Below are 23,205 nucleotides of genomic sequence, written 5' to 3'. Positions count from 1 at the left end.
GCAACGACGAAAACTTCGGCGCGGCGCGCCACGATAGCGGCACCGGTCGCCGGACGTCGCGGTGGGACGAAGGGCAAGGCAGGCCCAGTCGGGACAGCGGCGCCGGTCGCCACGCGTCGCTTCGGGCGGGGAGGTAGGGCCGATCATCCCGCGCCGGAAATTCCGGATATGCAAAATGGCATGCTCGATCCGGAGCTGCCGAGGACCATTGTCAGAGTGCCGAATTACGCGGGCAAGGCGTTGGGGGACTCTGTCGGCATAGTCTGGGATGCCCCGCAGAGCGGGCAGTACACGGATTCGTTCCCCGTTTCCGGCCCCAGCCTAAACGAGCCGATCGAATTCCGTGTGAAGGGCGAGCAGATCAAACCGAACGAAGGTCGGACGGTCCTTGTGCATTTCACGGTCTCGCGGGGGGGCGTGGTCGTGGAGACGTCGGACGTCGTCAGTGTTCCTATCGGCGAGCAGATTGCAGAGCCTGGCGATGTCGAGCCGCCAGCCATCGAAGGTGTCGCAGGCGGTGTGCTCAATCTCGCAGACGTACCGGACAGCGGTGCAATCGCCACCGTCGCGCCGTATGCCGGTATGGCGGTGGGACAAATTGTGTTCATCGACATCAACGATTCCGACTGGGAATCTCACGTCATCATCTCCGACCCGGGGCAGGTCGGTAAGCCGGTTCCGTTCACCATTCCGAAAAGCGCGTTGCAGAAGTACTCGGGCACAACGATCACACTCGGCACGGTGGTGACGGGACACGAGAACGGCACAATCGAGTCGAATCCGCTGCAAGTGCGGGTGCTGGAGCCCGTCGGTGAATTGCCGCTGGTGAGCGTACCCGAAGCGATCGGCAATTCGCTCGTGCCGGAGGATATCGTCGGGGACTTCGTCGAGGTCGTCGTCGCACCATACCCCGGCATTGCCGAAGGCGACAAGATCATGTTCCGTTGGGTCAATGCCAGTGGCACACCTGCGCCGTTTTCGCAAGAGATGACCGTGTCCGGCTCGCCGCAGCGGGATTACGTCTTCGAAGTGCCGCGCAATCATGCCGATTTGAACAAGGAGAAATCGGCGTCGTTGTCATACACCGTAATGCGCGGCACAACGCAGAGCCAGTCGGAAGCGTTCGTGCTGTGGATCGGTGAGGCGTTCGAAGCACCGCTTACCGTGGATCTGTCCAAGTTCCGGTACATCATCGGCGAGAAGGCGCCGGTGATCGTTCCCGACTATGCGAAATTCAATCGCGAGGCGAAGTTCGGCACACCGCCGTACAACTACACCACCGCCGATGAGACCGTCGCCACCATCGACGGCGTGGGCATCGTGACGCCGATGGGCAACGGCACGGCGCAGATCTCCGCGACCGACAGTCGCAACGAGACACGCTCGTTCACCATCACGGTTTCCGGGTTGAAAACGATGTACTTCGTGAGCCCGTCGGCCAACTTCTCGGGCGCCGCGGCGGCCTGCGCGGCGGCAGGGCTCGACGTGCCGACCGTCGACGACCTGAAGGCGTTCTGGGTGACCTATTTCCCAAGTTCCGGCCCGGTCGCGCAATACATGGACTGGCTTTCCTACCCTTTCTGGACCGGCACGGCAATTGGCGCGGGAACGGCCTACGCCTATGACCTCAACGGCCCGGACGAACAGCAAAACGTGAAGGGCCGCAACGAGACGGACTACCTTCAGGTGGTCGGCGTGACGCCGGGTCTTGCGAACGCTTAAAGCGCCGCGCTCCTTCCTCACGATCGATGTGACGTTCAGGGAGCGTGGCTCCCATGCGAGGTGTTTCATGCTGAGCACGATTTGGCAGGCAGCACTGCGCCGCGCGACGCCAGTGCTGCTGACGGCGCTTGCCTGTGCATGTACGGTAATCGACAAAGCACCGGTGCCTGCGGTGCCGGTCGGCCCATCGGCGGCCGTCACTTCGACGTCGCAATTGCCCGGGGCCGATCTGGCCTATTCCATCAATCGTCGCTATGCACAGACGCCCGGAAAGTGCTTCGTCGCCAGTCCGGCGTTCGATTGCTCGGGCGTCATGTTGCGTCCGGCGCCGGCAGGTGGCGCAGACACCCCGTTCTGGCAGATCGGCGCGGACGAGACGAACGCCGGTTACGCGCGTCTGAGTTACGCGCGACAGGATCTGCCTGCCGTCACTCTGTCCGCTTCCGTGGGCTTCGTACTGGCAGATCGTCCGACGGCTGCAGGTAACGGGCAGCCTTACGACTACGTCTGCGGAAAGGCGCCGCTCGCGCAATCGCTGCCGCCATGCCCTGGCAATGCGGACGCCGTCGGTGTGAGCCTCTGGAACGTGGGCAATCCGGCGGCGCTGGCGGTGCAAGCCATCTATTACGACGTGGCAAACGGCGGGCAGCTCTCGCAGGCGCTGCGATACCAGAAGCAGTATTACGACGCCACAGGGCAGTGGATGCCCGTTCTCAAGGCGACGATAGGTGCGGGCGCCGCCACCGCCTTCGGCTTCGATGAGCGCGATCAGCTCGATTGGGGATTCACCGTGGCAAAGCAACTCGAAGCGCGCCATGCCGATACGCGCATGACGTGTCCGGGCAACACGGCCGGATACAACTGCTCTGGCGTGCTGATTCGAATTACGGGTTGTGGCGATTTCCATTCGTGGAACCCGTCCCAGAATTCTGTTGATCGCAACGGGGTGTCGTTCTCTTTTGCCCGCGTGGACATGCTCATGAACGCGACGCATAGCGGCGGACCGGGCATCATCATGCGCGAATTGCAGGCGCCGACCCAATATCCGTTGACGTGGCGATGCGAGTTCCCGGTGAACGCTGGGACAAGCAGCCGACCGAGCAGTTGCGGAACGGGAACGGCGACGACCCCAGACCTGCGTCTGTGCGACGCGAGAGGTATCAACACGGCCGCACAATGGCTGACCACCCATGGGGGAGCACCGGCGGGCGGATGCGCGCTTTCGCCGAGCGTCGCGCAGTTTGCCGTATTCAAGGAGTTGCGTCAGACATACAGCAATGCGCACAACGAAGTCGTCATTGCCGCGTGGCCACAGAACATTCCCGACCAGCTTCCCATCGACGCATGGTTCTATCCGACGCTCGATGCCAAACCCGGTGCGCAATACATTCAGCAGGATTACATGGAAGTGACGGGACATTTCATGCCCGTGTTACAGGTGGTGCTAACGAACCCGGCCGGTTCGATCTACAGGTACCACGTTGCAGATCAGACCGGCGCGATAAATACCGGTGCATTGCTTGCTGCGCCGGATAACTGGGCGGCGTGTCAGAGCAGGTAAAACGAGGCGATTTTTCCGCCTGGCACCGCGCACATCGATGTTTGCCACGACATTCTTGTCGTGGCTTTTTTTTGGGAAGCATCGAGGACCGCGCTGTTCGTTCACTCGATTTTCTCTCGATGAATGAGCGATTTTTGAAGGACATGTTACTTGGTTGTGATGATGATTTTTTCCACCTGTCAACGTTGACAGTTTTCGCTTCATTTCTGCGTCGCTAATCTGCCTTCATCTACTAACGATGGAGGTTTGGAATGCGAGTCGATGTGATGCGCGGTGCTCAGTTGATCCCTTCTGCAAGAGGCGAAATCGCGCGCTTTCGCCACCGGGTTTTCGTGCAGAAGCTGGGGTGGGAGATGAGGTCTGCGTCACAGTGCGGAATGTCGGAGGTGGGCGAAGAGTCCGACGAATATGACCGTGACGACACCATTTACGTCACGCTTCGCCACGAGGACGCCATTGTCGGGTGCGCACGCCTCCTGCCTGCGACACACCGCTATTTGTTAGGCGATCACTTCCCTCATCTCGTAGACGATCTTCCTGCGGCCATTCACATGGGAGACGGTTTCGACATGGGGGAAGGGGCTTACGCAACGCCCGTGTGGGAGCTTTCACGCTTTGCCTGGGAGTCGCCACAGGCGGAAGGCGTCTACGCGAGTCATACGCGCACGCAGCAGACGCAGCAGACGCAGCAGGCGACGCAAGGGGCGAGGGAGTTGTTGCGTGCTGCAGTTTTCACTGCCAGCTCGCTGGGCGCGCATCGATTGATCGGCGTGACGTTCGTCAGTCTGGCGCGTTTGTTCGGGCGCATCGGTGTACCGACCCACAAGCTTGGCGCGGCGTACCGAATAGACGGTCGGCTGGTGGCGGCGTACCGTATCGACATCGATGCTACGACGCGCGCGGCGCTGGGGTTGTCGTGCGATATGTCGGGCAATTGATGGCGAACGACCGGCGAGCGACCACGATGGTGTCGCCGGTCTCGGTTCCCCCGCGACTGCGTGGCATGACTGCGGCAGCGGGGGAACGAAGGGCTAGCGCCACATCACCAGACGAATTGCGCTCTGCACCTTGTTGCGACAGCCGGTTTTATCGAGACAGTTGCGAATATGGAAATTGACCGTACGTGTCGAGATGCCGAGGATGTCGCCGATCTCGTCGGCGGTTTTTCCCTCTGCGGTCCACAACAGGACTTCGCGCTCGCGTATCGACAACGATTCGATGTCGAAAGGCGGACGTTGAGGGCGCAGCAGGCGGCTCATCGACTCGTGCGTATAGTTCGCCAGCACACCCATGCCGATTTGCAATGAGTTCAACTCGATCGGTGTGAGGTATTGCGTCGATCTGCCGAAGCTCAACAGACCGAATTCGCCATGTGGCCCCCAGCTAGAGCGCGCCACACCGTGATTCAGGCCAAAGTCGTTTGCATCGCGCCAAAGCTCGGGCGCGGCGGGCAGGGTGGGATCGCGCCAGGACAGCAGCCTTTCCGTATGTGCGCCGACGGCGACGGTCGGATCGACGTTGAGAAAACCCTTTTCGCTGTAGTGCGCCATCCATCCGGTCGGATAGCTGTCGAAGACACGCACTTCCGATTGTGTTGCACTCCTATGATGACGGAAACCGTAACAGCAATACTCGAAGCCGATGCGTTTAGAGAACGAGTCGATGCGCTGAAAAAGCTTCTTGGAGTCGGTTATTCCACTGCAATCGTCGTGGATAGTTTCGAGCAGTTGCATCAAGGCAGACATGATGTCTCCAGGGGGAATCAGATGCTTATGCGTTTAACTGCTTATTTTCGAGACACCGACTCCAAAAGTGCGCACGACGCTACCGTGGCGAATTACGCCACGTCGGCCCCTGGGTCATGCTGCTGCGTCGGAGTTTTTAATTGAATACTGCAAAAAGATGGTGTCGCTAACGTTGGCAATCGTTTCGCACGCCGTGGCAAATGCAATAAATCGAAAGCACTACGTACCGGTGTCGGGCGGCTCTGGCCACATGTATGAACTTGGTTACGTACACCGATGCGCTGAAGAATATCAGCGGGTTAACGGTATTTCAATGAGTGCATCGAAAATATAGGAAAACGAGACATCTCGATTTTCTAGATATTTTTTTGTTGTTTTCTATCATCTAAAATCGAAGATTATGTCTGAAACGGATTCTGTTTTTTGCGCTTTTTTTATTGAGATTTTTGGATTTGTGTTTTTTTGAGAATCGTTGTTATTGATTTTAATAAAATACTGATGAGGTGTGCAATCCGAAATTAAAAGATTGCTGATTTCGTAAGCCGCGCACTAGCTGCGATTTACCTTGATGGCTTCGCGAATGAGATTGATTAACGCTTTCTCGTCGATGGCGACGCCTTCACGGAAATCGATGGCGCGGCGGGTATTACCTTCGAGACTGGCGTTGAAGAGACCCGTGGGGTCGGGAAGCGAAGCGCCCTTCGGGAAGGTCAGTTTGACGGTGGCCCTATAGGTTTCGCCGGTGCATAGAATCCCGTCACAAGACCAGACGGGTACGCGCCACTTCCATTCCTCGACGATATCGGGGGCTGCGCGGGTCACGATGGTACGAAGGCGGGCGAGCATATCGCCGCGCCAGTCTGCGAGTTCGGTGATACGGGCGTCGATAAGTGCTGAGGCTTCGTCGGGTGAGGGAAAGGCCTTCTTCATGTCGAGCGTCTCCAATGGGGAAAGCAACAGCGCGTAGAAGAAGGCCTCATTCTAACGAGATCAGAACGCTGCCGAGTAGATCGCGAAAGCGTCGGCTTCGGAGACCTCGCGGGGATTGTTGACGAGAAGGCGGGTCTGAAGCATAGCGTCGCTGGCCATACGCGCGATGTCGTCCTGCTTGACGCCCACCTCGCGCAGCGTGCGGGGAATGGCGGTGTCGACGATCATCGACTCGATGTGCCGGATCAGCGCATCGGTTTTCGCTTCATCGCTGCCGCTCGCCTTGACGGGAAGAATCACGTCGGCGAGTTCTGCGTAAAGCTTGCTGGCAGCGGGCGCATTGAAGCGCATGACATGCGATAGCACCAGCGCGTTCGACAGGCCATGGGCGACGTGGAAGATGCCTCCGATCGGGTAAGCGAGGGCGTGGACGGCGGCCACTGGCGAGTTGGCGAACGACTGTCCGGCGAACATCGCGCCAACGAGCATGGCTTCGCGCGCTTCACGGTTAGCGCCATCGTTGCAGGCGGGCAGGAGATTGCGCGAGAGCAATTCCAGGGCCTTCACGGCGAGCATGTCCGAGATCGGATTTTTCAGGTGTGCCGACGTATAGGCTTCGATGGCATGCACCATCGCGTCGATGCCGGTGGCGGCGGTCGCCGCGCGCGGCAGGCCGAGCGTGAGTTCCGCGTCGAGGATCGCGAGATCGGCAAAGAGTTGTGGTGCAACGACACCCATCTTCGTCGTCTCGCCGGTCGTCACAATCGACACGGCCGTGACTTCCGAACCGGTGCCCGCGGTCGTCGGCATTTGTACCAGCGGCAGGCGCGTGCCCGTCACCTTCTTCACGCCGTACATGTCCTTGATCGACTGCGTGCCCGGCAGCAGCACTGCGAGCAGCTTGGCCACGTCCATCGACGAACCGCCGCCCAGACCCAGCACGATTTCGGCGTCTGCCGTGCGAGCGCGTTCGGCGGCTTCGAGCACCACGTGCTCGGGCGGATCGGCGATCACGTCGTCGATGACCGACACCTGCCAGTCGTGCTTCGTCAGATCGGCCAGTGCCGGGGCGAGGAGACCGCTCTTATGCAAAAAGCCGTCCGTGACCACGCACAGGCGTTTGGCCGACGGAAACTGCTCGCGCAGCAGCGCACCCAGACGGCGCGCTGCGCCGAATTCCACGACGACGGTGGGGACCGTCTGGAAACGAAATGCGTTCATGATCGTTTTCCTATGAAGACTTGATGAAACTCACGCGACCATCTGGCCGCGATCGATCCGGTAGACGTTATCGAGCACTGCACCGGCGTGCTGCAAATCCGCACCCGAGAGAATGACGGCGAGGCCTTCGCTGCGCATCTGGCCAATCACTTCGGCGATGCGCTTCGAGAGTGCCGGAGCCACGCCTTCGAACGGTTCGTCGAGCATCAGCAGGCGCGAACTCGTCATCAGCGCGCGACCGACGGCCACCAGTTTCTGCTGGCCCCCCGACAATTGCAAGGCACGGCGCGGCGCCCACTCGCGGGCTTCCGGAATGATGCGGTAGACCTTGTCCAGACGCGCCTGCACGTCCTTCGCCTTGAGTGCCCACGCGGGCACGCAAAGATTTTCTTCCACCGTCATGTCCGGGATCAGACGACGATCTTCCGGCGCGTAGCCGATGCCCAGCGACGTGCGTTCGTGCGAGGGGGCTTTGACCAGATCCACGCCATCGAACGTCAACGTGCCGCCGTTCGCCTTCACGAGGCCCATGATGGCACGCAGCGTCGTTGTCTTGCCCGCGCCGTTGCGTCCGATCAGCCCGACGATGGCGCCCTTGGGCACCGAGAATTGCACGCCCCGAAGAATGTCCGTCGCGCCGAAGCGCACATTCAGATTTCCGACTTCAAGCATGGGCTACCTCGCCAGCCATATTTCCCGACGCCGGCGCTGCGGCCACCGTCTCGCCAATGATCAACTCGCGCACCTGCGGGTCGGCCAGTACCACGTCCGGTGTGCCGTCCGCCAGAATGCGACCGTCGCAGAACGCCAGCACGCGGTCGCTGTAGCGGCGCACGATTTCCATGTCGTGCTCCACGAACAGCACCGTAATGCCCAGCGCACGCGCGGCATCCAGCACGCGATTCATCACGTCGAATTTCTCTTCCGCTGCAACGCCCGAGGTCGGCTCGTCGAGCAGCAGGACCTCCGGTTTGCAGACCATCGCGAGCGCGATATCGAGCAGCTTGCGCACGCCTTCCGGCAGAGTCCCGGAGATCATGTCGGCAAACTCCAGCACGCCCAGACGCGCCAGACTCTCGTTTGCCAGATCCGCCGACAAACCCGAAATCGCCAGCGCAATCTCGATGTTCTCGCGCGCAGTCTGTGAGCCGAACAACTGCGGAATCTGGAACGAACGCGCAATGCCCAGACGTGTGATCTTGCGCGGTGCCAGGCCCGTGATGCGCTTGCCACGGAACATGATCTCGCCGCGATCCGGCTTGATGTAGCCCGTGAGCATGTTCACGAATGTCGTCTTGCCCGCGCCGTTCGTGCCGATCAGACCGACCACGCTCTGTGCGTCGATGTTGACGGTGATGTCCTTCGCGGGCGTAACGCTCCCGAAGGTTTTGTGCAGGCCGGAGGCCTCAATGATGTGTGTCGATGCCATCTCGTGCCTCTTATGCTGCGTCGGCCGAAGCGTTGACTTTCGCGGTCGCCGACTGCGTGACGGGATGTGCAACTGTCGCCTTGCGACGTCCCAGACCCAGACTCGTGAGACCGCCCGGCAGGAAGGCGATGATTGCGAGCATGATCGCGCCCATCACGATTTGCCACGTGTTCGGTGCGTAGCGATACGCCATCGCGCGCGCCACTTCGAGCAGCAGCGCACCGATGAACGGCGAGAAGGCGAAGCGGGTGCCCGAGAGCACGGCGATGAAGACGAACTCGCCCGAGGTCGTCCAGAACGCCATGTCCGGATCGATGTGACCGATGTTGAACGCTTGCAACGCGCCGCCCAGACCCGCGAGCGCACCTGCGATCACGTACGTCAGATGAATGTTGCGGCGGGCGGAAGTGCCCAGATACTCCACGCGGATCTCGTTGTCTTTGATCGCGGGGCCGAGATGTCCCGGCGTGGAGCGCATGTACACGGCCACGCCCATCACGCACACGATGGCGGCGATGAAGCCCACCGCAAACAGGTTCGTGCCCGTGAGTTGCCACGGCTCAGCACTGCTGCCGAGGGTGGGAGCGTTCACGTTAAAGCCGTCGCTGCCGCCGAGTTCGACGTTATTGAGCAGCAGGCCGTAGCAGATCATCGACAACGCCAGCGTGAGCATCGCGAAGAAGATGTCGCGATAGCGCGCCAGCAAAAAGCCGAGCACGAAGGCCAGCACGGCCGACACGATCATCGACACGGCGAGCAGCGCGAACAGCTCCGTCAGGCCGTAGTAGTTCATGCCGAGACCCACGCAATACGCGCCGACCGCGAAGAACAACGCCTGACCGAACGACGCGAGCCCCGTGCGCAGCAACAGCGCCAGACCCAGCGCGACGATGCCCTTCGACAACGCCACCGACACCAGAAATTGCCATTGGGGCAGGGCGAGACCTGCTGCGCCGATGACGACGAAACCGACCACCGCGAGCCACGTGCCGGGCGCGCGCAGTTGGGAACAGATTGCGGAACTCATATCTTGCGAGCCTCCAGCGGAGCGAAGATGCCTTTCGGACGCACAGCCAGCACCAGCGCCATGACGATGTAGATGGAGAACAGCTCGCCTTGCGGCCAGTAATGCACGGCACTCGCGCGCACCAGACCCACGAGCAACGCACCGAACGCTGCGCCGGGCAGCGACCCCAGTCCGCCGATCACGACCACGGCGAACGTGAGCACCACGATTTCCACGCCCATGCCGGGCGCGACCGACACGGTCGGTGCGGTGAGTGCGCCACCGATGGCTGCGAGCACTGCGCCTGCCATGAACGTCACCACGAAATAACGGCTCACGCGAATGCCCATCGCCTGACTGACTTCGCGGTCGTGAATCACCGCGCGCAGCAAACGGCCGCTGCGGGTGAACTTCAGGAACGCCGTGAGGCCGATGCCCGCGATGAGCGCCACGCCCACGATCAGGAAGTTGTAGTTCGGGTACGAGAGATCACCGAGGTCGAAGTTACCGAGGAAGCTGTACGGTTCCGAGACCGAGTACGGATCGACACCCCAGACGAGCTTGATGGCGTCTTCCATGATGAGGAAGAGCGCATAGGTGACGAGCAGCAGCACCACGGGGTCTTGCCCGTAGAAGCGCTTCAGAATGCCGCGCTCCATGATGAAGCCGATGGCTCCGCCCGCGACGATGGCCGCCAGCACGAGCAATAGATAGCTCACGTAAAGATTGCCACCCTGGGCAACCCACGGGCCGATCAGCGTCACGCCAGCATACGCGCCCAGCGCGTACAGGCTGCCGTGCGCCATGTTCAAGATTTTGAGCACGCCGTAGACGAGGGTCAGTCCCAGAGCAACCAGGAACAGCCACGCGGCGTACATCACCCCGTCCACCAGGACGGCGTAGATCTGCGACATCTCGCATTCTCCTTGGAGCGCAAGGCCGGGCGCAGTCAGTCGCCACGACACCGGCCTTGCGGGTACCGCTTTATTGCAAGGGGGACGAGAGGGCGAGACTTGCCCGTCCTCCCGAACTTGATGCTTAAGTGTTACGTGAAAGGATCTGCCGGGGGATGGCTTAGTGCTTCAGGCCGCCCTTGATCCAGTCGGCCGACTTCACGCCTTCCGGCGGCGTGACTTCGGCGATCGAGTACTGCTTCACGTCCGTCACCGTGACCTTGCCGTTCACGTTCTTCACGATGCCGAATGCCGTGCCTTGCGCGGCCTGGTGGCCCTTGCCCAGCGTCAGACCGATCTTCCCTGCGGGTGCTTCGAAGGCGAGGTGCTCGAACGAAGCGATGACCTGTTCGGGCGTGGGCTGCTTGCCGCCGTTCGCGGCTTGTGCCTTCTCGTAAGCGGCCTTGAGCGCAAGGATGCTCTGGTTCATCTTGTACGACGGGTAGCTCGGCGTGTCGTTGAACTTGGCGCTGTAGGCGGTGCGCAGCCAGCGGTTCAGCGCGTTATCTGGCGCGAACATGCCGTACATGCCACGTGCGCCGATGATCACCCCGTCCGGCAGACGCGTCTTGCCGTGCGTGGCCGTCTCACCGGCGGTCAGCACCGTGAGCGACTTCTTGAACAGGTCGCGCGGACCCGCCTGCACGACGAGACCTTCGAGGTCACCGCCCCAGAAGCTCGAATGCAGCACGTCGGGGTGCGCCGCGAGCAGGCTCGAAATGCCAGCGTTGTACTGACCTGCGCCCAGTTGCGGCATTTGCGAGCTGACCGACTTGGCATTCGGCTTGAGCGACTTGAGCGTGCCTTCGAAGTCGGCCCAGGCGTCCTGACCCCAGGCGTAGTTCTGGTTGATGCCAGCGTACGTTTGCAGATCCGGCTTGCGCTCTGCGACATAGCGGGCGGCGCCCACGTTGTCCATCGTGGCGGTGGCCACCGGGCGGAAGACGTACTTGAAGCTCGCGTCTTCGAACACGCGCGGTGTGCCGCAATCGAAGAACAGCGTGACCTTCTTCATTTCTTCGGCCACCGGTGCGATGGCCAGGCAGTTGCCCGACGAGGTGTAGCCGACGACATAGTCGACGCCTTGGTTCAACAGGTTGCGGTACTCACTGACCTGCTTGCTCGTGCTGCCCGCTTCGTCGATGTAGACGAGTTCGATCGGCGCACCGCCGAAGCCCTTCGTGGCATATGGGGCAGGCACCTTGCCAGCGTTAAGCTCGGCAGCGGTGACTTCGGCGGCGTTCTTGGCCGGCACGCCGAAGGGACCGGCGGCAGCCCCCGACATGAACGTCACGATGCCGATCTTGATCGGCTTGGCATCGGCGTGTGCCGTGGTGGCAACCGAGGCGATCGCGGCGCCGGCCGCAAGTGCGAGAGCGAGCGGCTTCATGCCGCGCTGGATAACGCGCTTCATACTGGTTTCCTTTGGTGGTGTTGCGACGCGTACGTCGATGGAGGTCGATGTATGTCGATTTATGAACGTGCGGAGTCTGATGCCCCGGTGCGGTGCCCGGGCCTGCCTGGGGTTTGCCGGGCAGGCCGCCTACCTCACACTTGCAGGCACAGGTACTTCATTTCGAGGTATTCCTCGATGCCGTAGCGCGAGCCTTCGCGGCCCACGCCCGATTGCTTGATGCCGCCGAACGGCGCGACCTCGTTGGAGATCAGGCCGGTGTTCAGGCCGACCATGCCGTATTCGAGCGCTTCGGACGTGCGCCAGGCACGTGCGATGTCGCGCGTATACAGATAGGCGGCGAGGCCGAACTCGGTGTCGTTCGCGAGTGCGATGGCGTCGGCGTCGCGCGTGAAGCGGAAGAGCGGGGCGACCGGGCCGAAGATTTCTTCGCGGGCCATGCGCATTTGCGACGTGGCGTCGGCGATCACGGTCGGTGCGTAGTAGGTGCCGCCCAGTGCATGGGCTTCGCCGCCCACGAGCACGCGTGCGCCTCGCGACTTCGCGTCTTCGACCAGTGTCACGACTTTGTCCACTGCCTTACCTTCGATCAGTGGGCCAATGACAACGCCGTCTTCCAGACCGTTGCCGACCTTCATTTCCGCGACGCGCTTGGCGAACTTCTCGGCGAACGTGTCGTAGACGCCATCCTGAATGTAGAAGCGATTCGCGCAGACGCACGTCTGACCGCCATTGCGGTACTTCGCGGCGAGTGCGCCTTCGACGGCAGCGTCGATGTCGGCATCGTCGAACACGATGAACGGCGCGTTGCCGCCCAGCTCCAGCGACAGGCGCTTGACCGTGGGGGCGCACTGCGCCATCAGCAGGCGGCCCACGCCGGTCGAGCCGGTGAACGACAGCTTGCGCACGCTCGGGTGCGACGTCAGCACGCCGCCCACAGCGCGGGCGTCGCCCGTGACGACCTGGAACACGCCGCCGGGAATGCCCGCGCGATGTGCCAGCTCGGCCAGTGCGAAGGCAGACAGCGGGGTAAGTTCGGACGGCTTGACCACGATGGCGCAGCCGGCCGCCAGTGCTGGCGCGACCTTGCGTGTGATCATCGCGGCCGGGAAGTTCCACGGCGTGATGGCGGCACAAACACCGACCGGTTGCTTGATGGTGACCAGACGCTTGTCGGCGGCGGGCGTGGCGAGCACGTCGCCGTCCACACGCTTGGCCTCTTCCGCGAACCATTCGATGAAGCTTGCTGCGTAGGCGATCTCGCCGCGGGCTTCGGCCAGCGGCTTGCCTTGTTCGCGCGTCATCAGGTACGCGAGGTCGTCGGTGTTTGCGATCATCAGATCGAACCAGCGGCGCAGCACGTTGGCGCGCTCCTTGCCGGTGCGGGCGGCCCACGCCTTCTGGGCGGCCTCGGCGGCGCTCACGGCGCGCGTGGTTTCCTCTGCGCCGAGTTCCGGCACTTTGGCCAGCACTTCGCCGGTCGCGGGGTCGAGCACGTCGAACGTCTTGCCGCTGTCGGCCGCGATCCATTGACCGTCGACCCACGCAAGGGTCTTGAAAAGATGGGTGTCTTTGAGTTGCATGGCAGTAGGCCGGGCGGGCCGGCGTTTCCTATGGGCAGTGTCTCGGGTTGTTGCTTGCCGTTCTATCTATTGAACGGTATTCTATGTATTGAATGTGATTCTACGTATTGAACGTTTTGGGTGCAACTAAGGGGTTTTCCCTAGGCCAGAATGAGAATGACTTGCCCGTACCATGCTGGCGGCGTGTCGCTCGTCACCCGGCCCGTCCCCCGATCCATTCCGACTAAATCGACGCCGTTTCCTGAGATTCCCGAGATCCCCGATTCATGCCAAAGCGCAAACTCGATCTGCCTGCCAACGCTTCTGCGACGAACGCCGCCGCCCATCCCGACGAACCGCTCAAGACCACAGCGCCTGCCGTGGTGCGGGCTGTGCATGTCCTCGATGTGATTGCTGCGGCGTCCGAACCGGTGACGCTGGCCGATCTTGCGCGCGAGACGGGCGTGCCGAAGAGCACGCTGCACGGGCTTTGCGACACGCTGGTCAAGCTGCGTCTTGTGAAGCGTCATGCCAACGGCGGCATGACGATGGGGTCGTATGTGATGGGATGGGCGAATGCGTTTCTTTCGCAGACCAACATTACCGAGGAGTTCCGGGCGGTCTGGGAGGCGTCGCGTGCGTTCTCGGAAGAAACCGTGACGCTCTCCGTGCTCGATGGCGCGGAAGTGATCTATCTCGCGTGCCACAACGGCAACCGTCCGCTGGGCGTGACGTTCCGCATCGGCATGCGCTTGCCTGCGCCCTATACGGCGACTGGCAAAGCCATGCTCTCGACATTGCCGCCGGGCGAGGCGGCCGATCTGCTGGCGGGTGCATGGCCCGCACCGCTCACGCGTGCGAGCGTCGGGACCTATCCCGCATTGGCCGAAGAGATGGCGCAGGTGCGTCGTGACGGCTATTCGATCGACAACGGGCAGATGCGCGAAGGCATGATCTGCTTCGGCGCGCCGGTGTTCGACGCGAGCGGTGAGCGCGCGGTCGCCGGGTTGGCGGTGAGTTTCCTGACGAATGAGATCGATGCGCAGACCGGACAACGCATCGGTCGCCAGATGCGCGAACTGGCCGATCAGTTGTCGGTGCGACTTGGGGCACCCGCCGGGGCACTGTCGCGACGCTGAACCCGCATCGTCGACAAAGAAAAAACGCGCACGGAATATTCGTGCGTCGTTGAGTCGAACTCACGCGGTTTGCGGGAACTGTTTGCCGTCTGCCGGCGTACCCTGCACCGTCGGCCGCCTCGAATCTTCCTATAATTACCCCTGCCATCGGTGGGGCCATGAGCATTCGGCTCAGCCTGACGGGGCGACGCCGCCCACCGCCCTGTCGCGCCTTGCTGCGAGGGGCTTTCCGGCCGGTGGCGCGCATGGTGGCGCACTGTCAGCGCCACGTCATTTTCCTGTCAGTTTCGCGCTCGCGAAGTGACAGCGTCCTGCATTCGTTCGATTGTTATCTTTAGCGGAACAGTCATGTCCACGAATGCGGGCTATTCCCTAGGGGTTATCACTGGCATTATCTGGCCTTGACTGATGTCCAGACAGCCAGAGGAAGCGTAGGGAAGCGCGATCCCGGCGGTGCCATGGGGCGGACATCCAATAGGGAAGCACTAGGCCATGTCCAATATCGCAATCGTCTATTATTCGCAGGGCGGCGCAACCGCCATGATTGCTCATTCGGTCGCCCAGGGTGTGAATGACGCGGGCGCACACGCACAACTGTTCAGCATCGAGCCGCATCAGCTTATCGGCAATCAATGGCACGACGAAGTCATGATGTCGCGTCTGGCTGCGGCCGACGCCATCATCTTCGGTGCACCGGCATTTCAGGGTGGCGTTGCCGCCGCATTCAAGGCTTTCGCCGACGCGACCACGGGCATGTGGCGCGCGCGCAGCTGGCGCAACAAGGTCGCGGGCGGATTCTCGTTCAGTTGCCGCTCCGGCGAGGACAAGCGCAACACGCTCGATTACTTTGCCGCGCTGGCCGCACAGCACGGCATGGTGTGGGCCGATGCGCAAGCCGACGACGCCGACTTCGAGATGCGCGGCTCGGCAGGATCGATGATCACGCGCTTCGCTGGTGATTTCCCTGCGGTCACGACCCCAGGCGTCGAAGTCGACGCGGCCTATGCGCTCGATCCGGCCGATGTCATCGCTGGCAAGCAGTACGGTCGTAATGTGGCCTCGCTCGTCGCGCGTCTTGCGGGAGAAGTGCTGGAGTCACCGGCAGTTCTGGCGCGTCGTGCGCTGGAAGCAGCAGAGCGTCGGCTGTAAAGTCGTACAGCGGTGATGTGCCGGTGAGTCCGGCGCGAAGCGAAGCATTGCGCGGCAAAGGTCGTCGTAGAAAGCCGCAGCAGAGAAGGTCGCGACAAAGTCAGTCGCAAAGCAAACGGCACGTTGAGTGAATGCACTCACGTGCCGTTTGTCGTTTGGCGTGGTGTTGGTGAGATGCAGCGCCTCAGTTGCTCGGGGCGTCGCTTGCCGGTTCGGCGTGAATTTGCAGGACGGCGTCGCGCTTGGCCAGCAAGTGCTTGCGCAGAATCTCACCGAGCCGTTTGCCATCGCGTTGCTCCAGCGCGTCGATCATCTGCTCATGCTCGTGGATGGCGCGATCCCACTTGTCCGAATGGAAGTTCGAGCGAAAGCGCAGCGCCATCAGTCGACGGTTGATGGCCACATAAGTCTGACGCAACGCGCCGTTGCGCGCCGCTTCGTTGATGCGATCGTGAATTGCCTGATTACGCGCGTAGTAGCCCGGCAGGTCTTGCTGCGCGCGGCATGCGAGCATGGCGTAATGCAATGCCTTGATCTCGGCCAGTTCGACGGCTGTCATACGCTCGGCCGCCAACTCCCCCGAGAATGCTTCAAGCGCACTCATGAGCTCGAACATCTCGCGGATTTCCTTCTCTGTCATGCGCGCGACGCTCGCGCCGCGATTCGGTGCGATCTCGATAAGCCCTTCGGCCGCCAGCACCTTGAACGCTTCGCGCAGCGGCGTGCGCGAGATGCCCAGCGTCTCGCACAACTCGCGTTCGTTGAGCTTGACCCCTGGGGAGAGCACCCCCTCGATGATGAGGCGGCGCAGATGCTCGACGACGGTGTCGTGCAATCGAAGGCGCTCGACACGCGGGATTTCGGGGGCGGCAATCGTCGACGTATTATCCATTTTTTGCATTCAAAATCATCAAATCGGCATCAGGCGTCATGGTCGCGATTGTAACGCACGGTATCAGGCGTCCGTATCTCTAGGGTAAACGACTGTATTAAAAGCGCTTCTCACCCCTTGCGAAAGTCATCCGCTCTGCTAAAGTATTTTGAATGCAAAATTCAAAAACGAATTTTTCAAGAGGAGATAGACGTTCATGTTGAAGCTCGATTTCCATCCCTCGGGTCGCCATTTCCTGCAGATCCCTGGCCCGAGCCCGGTGCCCGATCGCATTCTGCGCGCCATGAGCTATCCGACGATCGACCATCGCGGCCCCGAATTCGGTGCGCTCGGTCGCAAGGTGCTCGCCGACATCAAGAAGATTTTCAAGACCGAACAGCCGGTGGTGATCTATCCGGCTTCGGGCACCGGTGCGTGGGAAGCCGCGCTGACGAACACGCTCTCGCCGGGCGAACATGTGCTCATGTTCGAGACCGGACACTTCTCCACGCTGTGGAAGAAGATGGCCGAAAACCTCGGCCTCAAGCCGGAGTTCATTGGCCTGCCGGGCACTGAAGGCTGGCGTCGTGGCGTGCAGCCGGACATGATCGAAGCGCGTCTGCGCGAAGACACCGGCCACGCCATCAAGGCCGTGTGCGTGGTGCACAACGAAACGTCCACCGGTGTGACCTCCGATATTGCGGCCGTGCGTCGCGCCATCGATGCGGCCAAGCACCCGGCGCTGCTGCTCGTCGACACGATCTCGGGCCTCGGTTCGGCCGACTATCGCCATGACGAATGGGGTGTCGACGTCACCGTCTCGGGCTCGCAAAAGGGTCTGATGCTGCCGCCGGGCATCAGCTTCAATGCCGTCTCGCCCAAGGCGCTGGAAGCCGGTAAGCAGGCGAAACTGCCGCGCGCCTTCTGGGGCTGGCAGGAAATCATCGAAGCGAACAAGAACGGCTACTGGCCGTACACGCCGAACACGAACCTGCTGTACGGCTTGTCCGAAGCGCTCGACATGATTCTGGAGGAAGGGCTGGACAACGTGTTTGCCCGTCACCAGCGACTGGCCGAGGCGACGCGTCGCGCCGTCAACGCCTGGGGGCTGGAGATCCAGTGTCAGGACCCGGCGGTGTACAGCCCGGTGCTCACTGGTGTGGTCATGCCGCAAGGCGTGGACGCCGACGAAGTTCGCAAGCGCATTTACGAACGCTTCGACATGTCGCTCGGTCAGGCGCTCGGCAAGATCCGCGGCACGATGTTCCGCATCGGCCATCTGGGCGACTGCAACGATCTGACGCTCATGGCCACGCTCTCGGGCTGCGAAATGGGCCTGCAAATCTCCGGCGTGAAGCTGGCTGGCTCGGGTGTTGTCGCTGCAATGGACTATCTGGCGAAGGCCAAGGACACGCCGTCGCTCAAGGTCGCCGCGTAACCTGCCGTTGTAGGGTCTGTTTCCCCTAAATCCGGGCTCGCGTTGCCCGGCCAAAGGGGCGAGCGCAAGGATTGAGCCGAAGCGAATATCGGGAATATTCGGGAGGATCATGACGCCGCGATCGCCCCTTTGGGTGGGCAACCCGGAGGGAACGTGCCCTTCCGGCCGTCTGGCGGCGTTGCCCGCAGCTTGCTTGGAGTGACCAAGCGGCGCTGCGGGCGCCTTGCCAGCCAGCCGGTAGAACACGTTCGCGAGCCCGGATTTAGGGGAAACAGACCCTAAGTCCTAACTAGGAGACGAGGAGCGTCGGCGATATGTTTGGAGGATCGCAGGCGCTCCTGAAGTAAAACGCTTTAATTGTCATTCACGCGTCACAGAGCCTCACAACAGAAGCGCTCGTGACGCAGCAACACCTTTGCGCTGCCAGCATGCTGCGGGCGCGCTTCACAGGATGTTTCAGGAGACATGCAATGAAGCTTTTCAAGGCGACAAGGGTCGTGCTGGTGATGCTATGCGTCATGTATTTCATCACCTACCTCGATCGCGTCAACGTCAGCACGGCGGCAGCCGGTTTCGGCAAGGAATTCAATCTCAGCAAGACGGAAATCGGTCTTGTCTTCTCGGCATTTGCCTATCCCTATCTGGTTTTCCAAATCATCGGCGGTTGGGTGAGCGATCGCTTCGGTGCGAAGCGCACGTTGCTGGTGTGCGGCGCATTGTGGGCGGTAGCGACGATCCTGACCGGTATGGCCGGTGGCCTCGTCACGCTGCTGCTGGCCCGCTTGCTGCTGGGTCTGGGCGAAGGGGCGACGTTCCCGGCGGCCACCTCAGCCATGTCGCGCTGGATTCCCAAGGAAAAGCGCGGTTTCGCGCAGGGGATCACGCACGCAGCCTCGCGTATCGGTAACGCCGTGGCCCCGGCCGTGGTGGTGTTCATCATGGCCACGCACGGCTGGCGCGAATCGTTCTATCTGTGCGGGATCGTGAGCCTGATCTGGGTGGGGCTCTGGGCGTTCACGTTCACGGAACGTCCGCAGGACCATCCGCGCATCACGACCGAAGAGCTGGCCGTGTTGCCCGCGCTCAAGGCCAAGAGCGGTTCCGTGCCGTGGGGGCCGCTGTTCAAGCGCATGATGCCGGTCACGGTCGTGTACTTCTGCTACGGCTGGACGCTCTGGCTTTTCCTGTCATGGATTCCGCAGTACTTCCTGCACAGCTACGACCTCGATCTGAAGAAGTCGGCGCTGTTCGCTTCGAGCGTGTTCTTTGCCGGTGTGATCGGCGATACGCTCGGCGGGATCGTCACCGACAAGCTCTACGAGCGCACCGGCAACCTGAAGCGCGCCCGCAGCTGGATGGTTTCGGTGTGCATGCTGCTTACGCTGATCTCGCTTGTGCCGATGATGTTCACGCACCATCTGTACGTGTCGATGGCGTGTCTGGCGGCGGGCTTCTTCTTCGCCGAAATGACGATTGGCCCGATGTGGGCGATCCCGATGGACGTCGCGCCGGAATACTCGGGCACGGCCAGCGGCATGATGAATACCGGTTCGGCACTCGCGGCGATTATCTCGCCGGTGCTCTCGGGTTATCTCATCGACCGCACGGGGAATTGGGAACTGCCGTTCGTGGGCAGCATGATTCTGATGGCCGTCGGTGTAGTGCTGGCCTTCCGCATGCAACCCGAGAGCAAGTTCTCGCTTGCCGGTGATGCCGCTAACGCAAGCAACGCTCGTCAGCCTGCCTGACGTGCATTTGACGTCTGCCTGATCGATGCGGGCGCGGTGAGCGTCCGCACGATCCGGAAGACAAGCGACATCTCCCGCAGAACACCTGCCGGACGGGTCTCGTGTCCGCTCGCGGCAGGCCCGTCCCCGATGCCTTGTGCATCTTCTTCGGTACGGCCAGCTCAACGCCAGCAACGTCATGAATTCCCAATCTAACGCCCGCGCGACGCCTCACGACACCCCTCCGACTTCTCCGACGCCACTGACTCCGCTAACGCCCATCAGCCAGCCCGTGCATCTGATGCCGATGCAGCGCGGCGGGGTGGCGCTCACGCCGTTGCAAGACCGCCTGCGCCGCGAACTGCGCGGCGACGTGCTGTTCGATCGCGCCAGTCGTGGGCGCTATGCGACGGATGCGTCGATCTATCAGATTTTCCCCATCGGTGTGGTGGTGCCGCGCGATCAGGAAGACCTGATTCGCGCGCTCGATATCGCACGCGACCAGAAGGTACCGGTGCTCGCGCGCGGTGCGGGCACGAGCCAGTGCGGACAGACCATTGGCGAAGCGCTCGTCATCGACAACAGCAAGTGGTTGAACCGTGTGATCGACTTCGACGCCGAGGCGCGCACCGTGACCGTCGAGCCGGGCATCGTGCTCGATCATCTGAACGCGTGGCTCAAGCCGCACGGGCTGTGGTTTCCGGTGGACGTCTCCACCGCCGCGCAATGCACCATCGGCGGCATGGCGGGCAACAACTCGTGCGGTTCGCGCTCCATCGAATACGGCAACATGGTGCACAACGTGCTGTCCATCGACGCCGTGCTGGCCGACGGCGCGCAACTGCACTTCGGCTCGCTGCACACACCGCCCACGGACGCGCGTACGAAGGCGATCCTCGCGAGCGTTCACGACATCGCGATGCGCGAACAGGCGGAGATGCGCGAGCGCGTGCCGCGCGTGCTGCGCCGTGTGGCGGGCTACAACCTCGACTTATTCGATTGCCTGAACCCACGCGCGTACACCGACGACGGCGTGGCCAACCTCGCGCATCTGCTGGTGGGCTCTGAGGGCACGCTTGCGTACAGTCGCCAGATCACGCTCAGGCTCGCGCCGCTGCCTGCCCACAAGACGCTCGGCGTGGTGAACTTCCCCACGTTCTATCAGGCGATGGACCTCACGCAGCACATCGTGAAGCTGGGGCCGGTGGCGGTGGAGCTGGTCGATCGCACGATGATCGATCTGGCGATGGACAACGCCGCGTTTCGTCCCGTCATCGAGAAGGCGCTCACGGGCGATCCGCAGGCGATTCTGCTGGTCGAATTCGCGGGCGATGATCCCGCCGCACTGCGCGCAAAGCTCGACGATCTCGCCACGCTGATGGGCGATCTCGGCTTGCCCGACAGCGTTGTGAAGATGCCGGACGCCGGACCGCAAAAGGCGCTCTGGGAAGTGCGCAAGGCAGGCCTGAACATCATGATGAGCATGAAGGGCGACGGTAAGCCCGTGTCGTTCATCGAAGACTGCGCGGTGCCGCTGGAGCATCTGGCCGAGTACACGCGGCGTCTGACCGAGGTGTTCCATCGCAACGGGACTGAAGGCACGTGGTACGCCCATGCGAGTGTGGGCACGCTGCACGTGCGGCCGATTCTGGACATGCGCCGCGACGGCGCGACGAAGATGCGCGAGATCGCCGAGGAAGCGGCGGCGCTCGTGCGCGAATACAAGGGCGCTTATTCGGGCGAGCACGGCGACGGGCTGTGTCGCGGCGAATGGGTGGCCTGGCAGTACGGGCCGCGCATCAATGCGGCGTTTGGCGAGATCAAGGATCTGTTCGATCCGGAGAATCGTTTCAATCCGGACAAGATGGTGCGCCCGCCGAAGATGGACACGCGCGAGCTGTTCCGTTTCGCACCGGGCTATGCGGCAAAGCCGATTACGCCTGCACTCGACTGGACGGCCTGGAACGTGAAGCGCGATGCGCTGACCGGCGAGCAGACCGCGCCGGACACGGGGACGGACGCCACGCACGGCCTCGCGTCCGCCGTCGAGATGTGCAACAACAACGGCCACTGTCGCAAGTTCGACGCGGGCACGATGTGCCCGAGCTATCGCGTGACGCGCGACGAGCAGCATGTCACGCGCGGACGGGCAAATACGTTGCGTCTGGCCGTCTCCGGGCAACTGGGCGACGAAGGGCTGGCGAGCGACGAGGTGAAGGCGGCGCTCGATCTGTGCGTGTCGTGCAAGGGCTGCAAGCGCGATTGTCCGACGGGTATCGATATGGCGCGCTTCAAGATTGAGGCGCGGCATGCGCGCGCGAAGCGCCACGGCGTGTCGTTGCGCGACAAGCTGATCGCGTATCTGCCGCGCTACGCGCCGTGGGCCAGCCGGCTGGGCGGGCTGCTGGATGCGGCGCAGCGAATGCCCGGCAGCAACGTGGCGAAGCGCTGGCTCGGGCTCGCGCTGGAACGCTCGGTGCCGGCGCTCACTGGCTCGTTCCTGGCGCGTCAGACGCCGCTGGGCCGTCCCGTCGATGCGCAGAATTCGCGTCAGGTGCTGCTCTTCGTCGACACGTTCAACAACTACATGGAGCCGGAAAATGCCCGCGCGGCGAAGCTGGTGCTCGAAGCGGCCGGTTACACCGTCCATGTGAATCAGCGCGCTGGCGAGCGGCCGCTGTGCTGCGGCCGGACGTTCCTCGCGGCCGGTCTGGTGGACGAAGCGAAGGCGGAAGCCCGACGTCTGCTCGACGCGGTGATGCCGTTCGTCGAGCGTGGGGTGCCGATTGTGGGGCTGGAGCCGTCGTGCCTGCTCTCGCTACGCGACGAAGTACTCGGCTACGGCTTTGGCGATGCTGCCCGCAAGTTGGCGGACAGCGCGTTTTTGTTTGAGGAATTTCTGGTTCGCGAGAAGGCAGCAGGGCGACTGGATGTGGCCTGGCAAGCGCTGCCGGAGGGCGTGGGCGAGGCGCTCGTGCACGGGCACTGCCATCAGAAGGCGTTCGACGCTTACTCCCCCGTCACAGCGGTCCTTGGTTGGGTGCCGGGGCTGAAGGTATCATCGATCGAATCGTCGTGCTGCGGCATGGCGGGCAGTTTCGGTTACGAGGCGGAGCATTACGACACGTCGCGCGCTATGTCGGAATTGACGTTGTTGCCTGCAATTCGTCAGCGCAGCGAAAACGCCATCGTAGTGGCCGACGGCACCAGTTGCCGCCATCAGATTCACGATGGGGCGCAGACGGATGCGTTGCACGTCGCGCGCGTATTGGCGCGGGCGTTGCCGGGTGGCGTGGCGTAAGCGACTGCCAGTGCGACAGCGTACGTGTCGGCGTGGC

The 23,205-nt window shown here is 62.3% G+C and carries 18 protein-coding genes; 8 read left to right on the top strand and 10 right to left on the bottom strand.

Translation table 11 applies throughout. The annotated features are described in order from the left end of the window. Positions 1 to 168 precede the first annotated feature (168 nt). The 3 genes from PAN31117_RS17805 (at position 169) to PAN31117_RS17795 (ending at position 4,221) form a co-directional block, all read left to right on the top strand. Positions 169 to 1,722 carry an immunoglobulin-like domain-containing protein gene (locus tag PAN31117_RS17805; protein ID WP_150739379.1) on the top strand — a complete coding sequence of 518 codons (1,554 nt, stop codon included), beginning with the start codon at positions 169 to 171 and terminating at the stop codon, positions 1,720 to 1,722. A gap of 67 nt (positions 1,723 to 1,789) precedes the next feature. Further along, complete coding sequence (locus PAN31117_RS17800) at positions 1,790 to 3,283, top strand: hypothetical protein (protein WP_150739378.1); 1,494 nt, start codon at positions 1,790 to 1,792, stop codon at positions 3,281 to 3,283. A gap of 251 nt (positions 3,284 to 3,534) precedes the next feature. Then, positions 3,535 to 4,221: an acyl-homoserine-lactone synthase gene (locus PAN31117_RS17795; RefSeq protein ID WP_150739377.1), complete on the top strand. Its 687-nt coding sequence runs from the start codon at positions 3,535 to 3,537 to the stop codon at positions 4,219 to 4,221. Between the two features lie 93 nt (positions 4,222 to 4,314). Here the strand turns inward: PAN31117_RS17795 and PAN31117_RS17790 are convergent, their stop codons facing one another. The 9 genes from PAN31117_RS17790 to PAN31117_RS17750 all read right to left on the bottom strand — a co-directional run bounded on the left by PAN31117_RS17790 (position 4,315) and on the right by PAN31117_RS17750 (position 13,564). Continuing rightward, positions 4,315 to 5,016 carry an autoinducer binding domain-containing protein gene (locus tag PAN31117_RS17790; protein ID WP_150739515.1) on the bottom strand — a complete coding sequence of 234 codons (702 nt, stop codon included), beginning with the start codon at positions 5,014 to 5,016 and terminating at the stop codon, positions 4,315 to 4,317. 561 nt (positions 5,017 to 5,577) lie between these two features. After that, positions 5,578 to 5,958 (bottom strand): DUF1801 domain-containing protein, encoded by a 381-nt coding sequence (locus PAN31117_RS17785; RefSeq protein WP_150739376.1) that lies wholly within the window; start codon positions 5,956 to 5,958, stop codon positions 5,578 to 5,580. A 60-nt stretch (positions 5,959 to 6,018) separates the two neighbouring features. Beyond that, on the bottom strand, positions 6,019 to 7,179 hold the full coding sequence (locus tag PAN31117_RS17780) for an iron-containing alcohol dehydrogenase (protein ID WP_150739375.1): 1,161 nt from the start codon (positions 7,177 to 7,179) through the stop codon (positions 6,019 to 6,021). Positions 7,180 to 7,209: 30 nt separating this feature from the next. Further along, positions 7,210 to 7,851 (bottom strand): branched-chain amino acid ABC transporter ATP-binding protein, encoded by a 642-nt coding sequence (locus PAN31117_RS17775; protein ID WP_150739374.1) that lies wholly within the window; start codon positions 7,849 to 7,851, stop codon positions 7,210 to 7,212. Further along, on the bottom strand, positions 7,844 to 8,608 hold the full coding sequence (locus PAN31117_RS17770; protein ID WP_150739373.1) for an ABC transporter ATP-binding protein: 765 nt from the start codon (positions 8,606 to 8,608) through the stop codon (positions 7,844 to 7,846). Before PAN31117_RS17770 ends, PAN31117_RS17775 begins: the two co-directional genes overlap by 8 nt. A 10-nt stretch (positions 8,609 to 8,618) precedes the next feature. Then, a complete protein-coding gene (locus tag PAN31117_RS17765) occupies positions 8,619 to 9,635 on the bottom strand; it encodes a branched-chain amino acid ABC transporter permease (protein ID WP_150739372.1) in 1,017 nt (338 codons plus the stop codon). Beyond that, positions 9,632 to 10,528, bottom strand: a complete 897-nt coding sequence (locus PAN31117_RS17760) for a branched-chain amino acid ABC transporter permease (protein ID WP_150739371.1) — start codon at positions 10,526 to 10,528, stop codon at positions 9,632 to 9,634. The genes PAN31117_RS17765 and PAN31117_RS17760 overlap by 4 nt, the downstream gene beginning before the upstream one ends. Positions 10,529 to 10,688: 160 nt before the next feature. Further along, a complete protein-coding gene (locus tag PAN31117_RS17755) occupies positions 10,689 to 11,981 on the bottom strand; it encodes an ABC transporter substrate-binding protein (RefSeq protein ID WP_084103494.1) in 1,293 nt (430 codons plus the stop codon). A gap of 134 nt (positions 11,982 to 12,115) precedes the next feature. Then, on the bottom strand, positions 12,116 to 13,564 hold the full coding sequence (locus PAN31117_RS17750) for an NAD-dependent succinate-semialdehyde dehydrogenase (protein ID WP_150739370.1): 1,449 nt from the start codon (positions 13,562 to 13,564) through the stop codon (positions 12,116 to 12,118). A gap of 266 nt (positions 13,565 to 13,830) precedes the next feature. Between PAN31117_RS17750 and PAN31117_RS17745 the strand changes: the two genes are divergently transcribed. Together PAN31117_RS17745 and PAN31117_RS17740 are read left to right on the top strand one after the other, a co-directional pair. Next, positions 13,831 to 14,682 carry an IclR family transcriptional regulator gene (locus tag PAN31117_RS17745; RefSeq protein ID WP_150739369.1) on the top strand — a complete coding sequence of 284 codons (852 nt, stop codon included), beginning with the start codon at positions 13,831 to 13,833 and terminating at the stop codon, positions 14,680 to 14,682. A gap of 492 nt (positions 14,683 to 15,174) precedes the next feature. Beyond that, positions 15,175 to 15,831, top strand: coding sequence for a flavodoxin family protein (locus tag PAN31117_RS17740; RefSeq protein ID WP_150739368.1), 657 nt, complete (start codon positions 15,175 to 15,177; stop codon positions 15,829 to 15,831). 184 nt (positions 15,832 to 16,015) lie between these two features. Here the strand turns inward: PAN31117_RS17740 and PAN31117_RS17735 are convergent, their stop codons facing one another. Continuing rightward, the gene (locus tag PAN31117_RS17735) at positions 16,016 to 16,732 is read right to left on the bottom strand and encodes a GntR family transcriptional regulator (protein ID WP_039396830.1); all 717 of its coding nucleotides are present in this window, start codon (positions 16,730 to 16,732) and stop codon (positions 16,016 to 16,018) included. Between the two features lie 187 nt (positions 16,733 to 16,919). Between PAN31117_RS17735 and PAN31117_RS17730 the strand changes: the two genes are divergently transcribed. From PAN31117_RS17730 to PAN31117_RS17720, 3 genes are all read left to right on the top strand, one after another. Continuing rightward, entirely contained in the window at positions 16,920 to 18,140 is a 1,221-nt protein-coding gene (locus PAN31117_RS17730; protein ID WP_150739367.1) for a pyridoxal-phosphate-dependent aminotransferase family protein, read from the top strand. A gap of 470 nt (positions 18,141 to 18,610) precedes the next feature. After that, complete coding sequence (locus PAN31117_RS17725) at positions 18,611 to 19,888, top strand: MFS transporter (RefSeq protein WP_150739366.1); 1,278 nt, start codon at positions 18,611 to 18,613, stop codon at positions 19,886 to 19,888. A 178-nt stretch (positions 19,889 to 20,066) separates the two neighbouring features. Then, positions 20,067 to 23,168, top strand: coding sequence for an FAD-binding and (Fe-S)-binding domain-containing protein (locus PAN31117_RS17720; protein ID WP_370855768.1), 3,102 nt, complete (start codon positions 20,067 to 20,069; stop codon positions 23,166 to 23,168). Positions 23,169 to 23,205: the final 37 nt, after the last annotated feature.

The sequence above is a fragment of the Pandoraea anapnoica genome, assembly GCF_902459765.1.
GTDB lineage: Bacteria > Pseudomonadota > Gammaproteobacteria > Burkholderiales > Burkholderiaceae > Pandoraea > Pandoraea anapnoica.
This window is presented reverse-complemented; position numbering and strand designations above follow the sequence as displayed.